General features: G+C 55.5%; 6 protein-coding genes. 3 read left to right on the plus strand and 3 right to left on the minus strand.

Annotated elements, in window-relative coordinates; translation table 11 throughout:
- The 3 genes from HKN37_15035 to HKN37_15045 form a co-directional block, all read left to right on the plus strand.
- Positions 1-231, plus strand: a 231-nt coding sequence (locus HKN37_15035) for a MerR family DNA-binding protein (GenBank protein ID NNE47964.1), incomplete at its 5' end; no start/stop codon positions are given.
- Complete coding sequence (locus HKN37_15040; GenBank protein ID NNE47965.1) at positions 228-854, plus strand: mercury transporter MerT; 627 nt, start codon at positions 228-230, stop codon at positions 852-854. The genes HKN37_15035 and HKN37_15040, both read left to right, overlap by 4 nt.
- 268 nt (positions 855-1,122) lie before the next feature.
- Entirely contained in the window at positions 1,123-1,389 is a 267-nt protein-coding gene (locus HKN37_15045; GenBank protein ID NNE47966.1) for a hypothetical protein, read from the plus strand.
- A 409-nt stretch (positions 1,390-1,798) separates the two neighbouring features.
- Here HKN37_15045 and HKN37_15050 read toward each other — a convergent pair whose 3' ends face one another.
- The 3 genes from HKN37_15050 to HKN37_15060 all read right to left on the minus strand — a co-directional run.
- On the minus strand, positions 1,799-2,341 hold the full coding sequence (locus tag HKN37_15050; GenBank protein NNE47967.1) for a TlpA family protein disulfide reductase: 543 nt from the start codon (positions 2,339-2,341) through the stop codon (positions 1,799-1,801).
- A 65-nt stretch (positions 2,342-2,406) separates the two neighbouring features.
- Positions 2,407-3,897, minus strand: a complete 1,491-nt coding sequence (locus tag HKN37_15055; GenBank protein ID NNE47968.1) for a T9SS type A sorting domain-containing protein — start codon at positions 3,895-3,897, stop codon at positions 2,407-2,409.
- A 98-nt stretch (positions 3,898-3,995) separates the two neighbouring features.
- Positions 3,996-4,317, minus strand: a 322-nt coding sequence (locus HKN37_15060; protein NNE47969.1) for an efflux RND transporter permease subunit, incomplete at its 5' end; no start/stop codon positions are given.

Here is a 4,317-nt window from a genome sequence, read left to right on the forward strand (position 1 = left end):
CGTGAGATAACAGAGCTAATGTCTCTCCGGGCAGATCCGGCCTCATCCTGCGCCGAGGTTAAGGAAAAGGCTCTGGAAAAAGCGTCCGAGATCGAGACGCGCATTGTCACCCTCACGAACATGGCGGTGGCCCTCACAAGGATGGCGGAAAAGTGCGATTCGGATTCTCTGATAGGCGACTGCCCAATACTTGATGCCTTGGATGACAACAGTATTGGTGATTCCCCATGAACCGAGACAGGAACTACTCAGACTGGAGCCTTGTCGGTGCCGTTGGTGCTGCGGTCGGCGCCTCTGCGTGCTGCACGATCCCGCTCGCTCTTGTCTCACTCGGCATTGGCGGCGCGTGGGTCAGTAACTTGATCGCTCTACAATCATATCGACCCTTCTTTGTTGTCCTGGCCCTTGGTCTTCTTGCCGTTGCTTTCTACCAGAGCAACCGGTCAGCGTCGGATGTTGACTGCGCCTGCGAAACAGAAGGCATACTCAGCCGACGTACCAAGCAGATCCTTATGCTAGCAGGTGTCGTCGCGAGTCTGCTGCTAATTTTGTCGCCGTGGTTGCTGGCGTCCGCGGGTGGTAACTCTGTATCCACTACAGTGGCGACAGAGACTTCAAACATCGAAAGCGCTGTACTCGAGATTGAGGGCATGACTTGCGCATCATGCACCACCACTGTTTCCATAGCCCTTTCGCGGATCGACGGTGTAGTTGAGGCACAAGTATCATATGAACCTCCGATCGCCACCGTGCGATACGACGCCAGCCGGCTAACGGTTGACGACCTACTGTCGGCGACGGCAAACGCGGGGTATCCGTCTTCGCTCCGCCGAGAATCAGACACGGGCTCATGAGCATCACGCTAACGTCAAGAATCACGTGCCCAGAGTGTGGACAGCACTCCGACGAGGCAATGCCGACAGAGGCATGTCAATTCTTCTGGGCGTGTCCCTCTTGCGGGTCTATCATTCGTCCGCATCAAGGGGATTGCTGTGTCTTCTGCTCGTACGGTGACACCCCTTGCCCGCCTGTTCAAATGGGCAACTGTCCAACCGATTGAGGAAGCTCAGATGTTGGTTGTGTGTGCCGAGCACGGATAACTAAAATGAAGGGGAAACGATGATGAAAAGACGCAAAGTGACTGTCTTTAGTGCCGGATGCCCGATGTGCGAAGACGCTGTCACACTGGTGCGGGAATTGGCCTGCACCTCATGTGAGGTCGAGGTCTTGGACATGCATGATCATGACGTGACCAGCCGGGCCGCGGCCCTAAACGTGCGCACGCTTCCCGCCGTTGTCGTGGACGGTAAGCTGGCTGAATGTTGTGCTGGGCCGGGGGTCAGTGAAGCAACACTGCGTTCCGCAAGCATCGGGCTACCGATGTCATAACTACCGTACCGGACCGATCCACCCCACGCTACCGTGAGGCATTGTCCTCTTCTCGGTTGTAGTCCATCCAGCTTTTCTTCCTTCAAAAACGAGAGTAACTGATACTTCTCACGTGCAGACGGCAGCAGTGTAGGATCTGCCAAGAGTGCCCGTTTGGGCGTACCGAGAGGCTGAATCTGGAGGGGCGGGCCATGGCGTGGCACAGTGGAAGCCGACCTCGGGGACCCAACCTTCTGACCAGGGAAACCAGTGGTGTCTTTCGCCTTTGGACTGCGCTGCCGCAAGGGCGTCCGATGCTTGTCGTAGTTCCTACCCTTCCGGCATACGTGAGGACGAGTGTGATGTGACTGCCACCCCGTGCGTTCGGGCTGTCTTAGCTTCTCTATCGACACCCAGGCCCACACGCATTCTACGTCTCAAGCATTAGTCGCAGAGCTGGTAACAGCATGTTCCGAGAAAGAGCCCCGGGCATGTAGTGCCAGATCTGCCCACTCCGGTTGATCAGATACGTCGTCGGCACCCCCGTACTACCCTCGTACGAATCATATACCGATCCATCGTCCAGCACCAGGGGATAGTTAACGTTGAACTCCGCAGCAAACGGAGCGATCACTTCAAATCCACCTCCGTCGATTGACACTCCTATAAACTGGACACCGTATGGGCCGAGTTCGTCCTGAATACTAACAAAGTCGGGCATTTCCTTCCGGCACGGTGCGCACCACGTAGCCCAAATATTGAGAACCACGATCTTGCCACGATAATCCGAAAGCGTCAGAGTGTCTCCTTCAAGCGTGGGAAGTGCAAAATCCGGGGCGTCCTGTAATCGACCGTCGTGCCAGTACCCGACGGCAACGTCCTTCTCCGTTGGCTCCCAGTCTGCAAGTGACATGAACAACACCCCGCCCACGACGATGGTTGCCAGCGGGATAATCTGATTTCGTGTCAACACAGCCTCGATCTCATTTGGTTTTTGTGATCATAGGGGTTCTCGTCGAACCCCTGTAGATGCGTCAACTACTTGACCAGCATCATCTTGCCCTCTTTCCTGAAATCCCCCGCGTCAAGCCGGTACATATACAGACCGCTGGCATATGAATGCGCATCAAAGACCGCCTTATGGCGCCCTGCAATCTGTTCCCGGTCCACCAGCGTCGCCACCGGCCGTCCGATGATGTCGAAGACGATCAAGGTTACGCGGGCCGCCTCCGGCAGGTTGTATCGTATGGTGGTGAGTGGATTGAACGGATTCGGATAATTCTGAAATAGCTCGAATGCCGATGGTATGTCTTCCAGATCATCCGTCGCCGTGGCGGATCCCGAGACCACCAGGGAATAGTAGTTGCTCAACGCTGCAGAACTGAGATTGACGGTATTGTTCTCAACATCAATCGTTGTGCCGCCGACGGGTGACCATTGTGTCGATGGACCGTCCCACGACCACAAGGCCAGATCCTCTTCCGCAACGTTGTGCGATATCAGATCTTCATTCCGATAGTGCAAGACCATGTTGTATTCCCGACTGAACCCCATCATGCCGCCACGGTCACCGAAGCGGCCATCCATCATACTTTCACCGAACGGGTCGTGAATGTCCAGATAGAAACCCATCATGTGGGTAATGTCACCAGGACCAGGCAGGCTGTCTGGATGGATTCTCCAGAATTGGGTGAAACTCGAATCCGGCCACCCCATACCCATTCTGTGGCCGTCCATGTGACCTGACGGAAATCCTAACCGGTGCATTGAGTCGTTGGCGCAGAATGTGAATAACGAATCACCGTGTTCTCGTGCAAACCAGTTCCCAGACCACGGTGCTGTGTCACCGAATGGGCGCCATGCCTGACCATCCAGCTCGTAAACAGAAAGCATGTCGGTTCCAGTACGCGAATGGAGGACTCCCCAGACGGTGACTACTTGCCCATCCTCGGGTCGCTCGACACCTTCGGGCATGTACCAGTGAGGTCCAAACCCAAGTTGATACTCCGGCACGCCGTCGGAATCCTCGTCGAGGTAGTAGTGAACGTAGTAGTACGTTGTGTCAATGAGAACAGAACCCGTTGTTGTGAGGGTGTCTCCAGTATCAATCCAGAATGATCCACCATTCCATCCATGCATCCCAAATTCCACCGCCGTGCGCCACCGGACACCGTCAATTGAGAATACCATCAGACTCGGCGGCGATACATGAGGGGGCTGCAAAGTACCCACGATTGTAACGACGTCGCCATCGGTTGGCCGGGCAACCCCAGAAGCCGGCTGGTACCACCACGGTCCCAGCATGAGCTGGTAGTCCGCGGATAGATCTCCGTCTTCGTCGAGGAAATAGGTCTGGTTCGGTTCTGTTCCCTCGGTCACAACGGTTCCATGAACCTCCACCATCGACAAGTCGGAAGGCCATGTATGTCCTGTCCCACTCTCGTGATCTTGCTGAGCCGACGCCGTCCCCACAAGAAGAACGGCCAACATGAGACCGGTAAATGATCCTTCAAGAGCTGATCTCGACATCACGGAACCTCCCGAGTTTGTTACTAAAGTTGTAAAACTGACTGCTTCCTCCGAGGCGAATCGACAGTTGATCTTGCGATGTACGAGGCACAGAGGCCTCACTGCTCTTCATTCAATGTGTCGTCGGCCAGCTCAACCGAGAGCTGCCTCACCTCTCGCTGCTTCCACAGATAGTAGATGGCCGGAATCACGACCAGCGTTAGAATCGTAGACGAGACCATTCCCCCGACCATTGGTGCTGCGATCCGTTTCATTACCTGCGAGCCAGTGCCATGTCCCCAGAGGATGGGTAGCAGACCGGCCATGATCGCGATAACGGTCATCATTTTCGGTCGGACGCGCTCAACGGCGCCCACAATGATGGCCTCGTACAGGTCCTTCATCGAGCGCATCTTCCCGGTCAGCTTCAGTGCGTCATAG

It is taken from the genome of Rhodothermales bacterium, assembly GCA_013002345.1.
GTDB lineage: Bacteria > Bacteroidota > Rhodothermia > Rhodothermales > JABDKH01 > JABDKH01.